We start from the raw sequence: 301 nt of genomic DNA on the forward strand, positions 1-301 counted from the left end.
CGTTCGACGCGCTTGTCGTTGACGAACCACCCGGTCGCCTTCAGCAGCGCGCTGATCTTCCGGTAGCCGTAGCGACCGTACCGCTCCGCCGGCCGACCGCATCGCGCCGGCGGAGCGGTACGGTCGCTACGGCTACCGGAAGATCAGCTCGCCGCTGACGGCGACCGGGTGGTTCGTCAACGACCATCGCGTCGAACGGATATGGCGCCGTGAGGGCCGGAAGGTCCCGGCCAAGCAACCCAAGCGTGTGCGAGTCGGGGACAACGAGGGGTCGTCATGCGGTCTCGGCGGGGTAATAGTG

2 pseudogenes are annotated in these 301 nt (G+C 67.8%); one reads left to right on the forward strand and one right to left on the reverse strand.

Annotation, left to right across the window (positions count from 1 at the left end):
* Positions 1–89: pseudogene (locus MKL11_RS22365) on the reverse strand (IS3 family transposase); the annotation flags it as partial.
* Positions 90–91: 2 nt separating this feature from the next.
* Here MKL11_RS22365 and MKL11_RS22370 point away from each other — a divergent pair.
* Positions 92–301 (forward strand): annotated as a pseudogene (locus tag MKL11_RS22370) (IS3 family transposase); the annotation flags it as partial.

This window comes from Methylobacterium sp. J-077 (genome assembly GCF_022829365.1).
Lineage (GTDB): Bacteria > Pseudomonadota > Alphaproteobacteria > Rhizobiales > Beijerinckiaceae > Methylobacterium.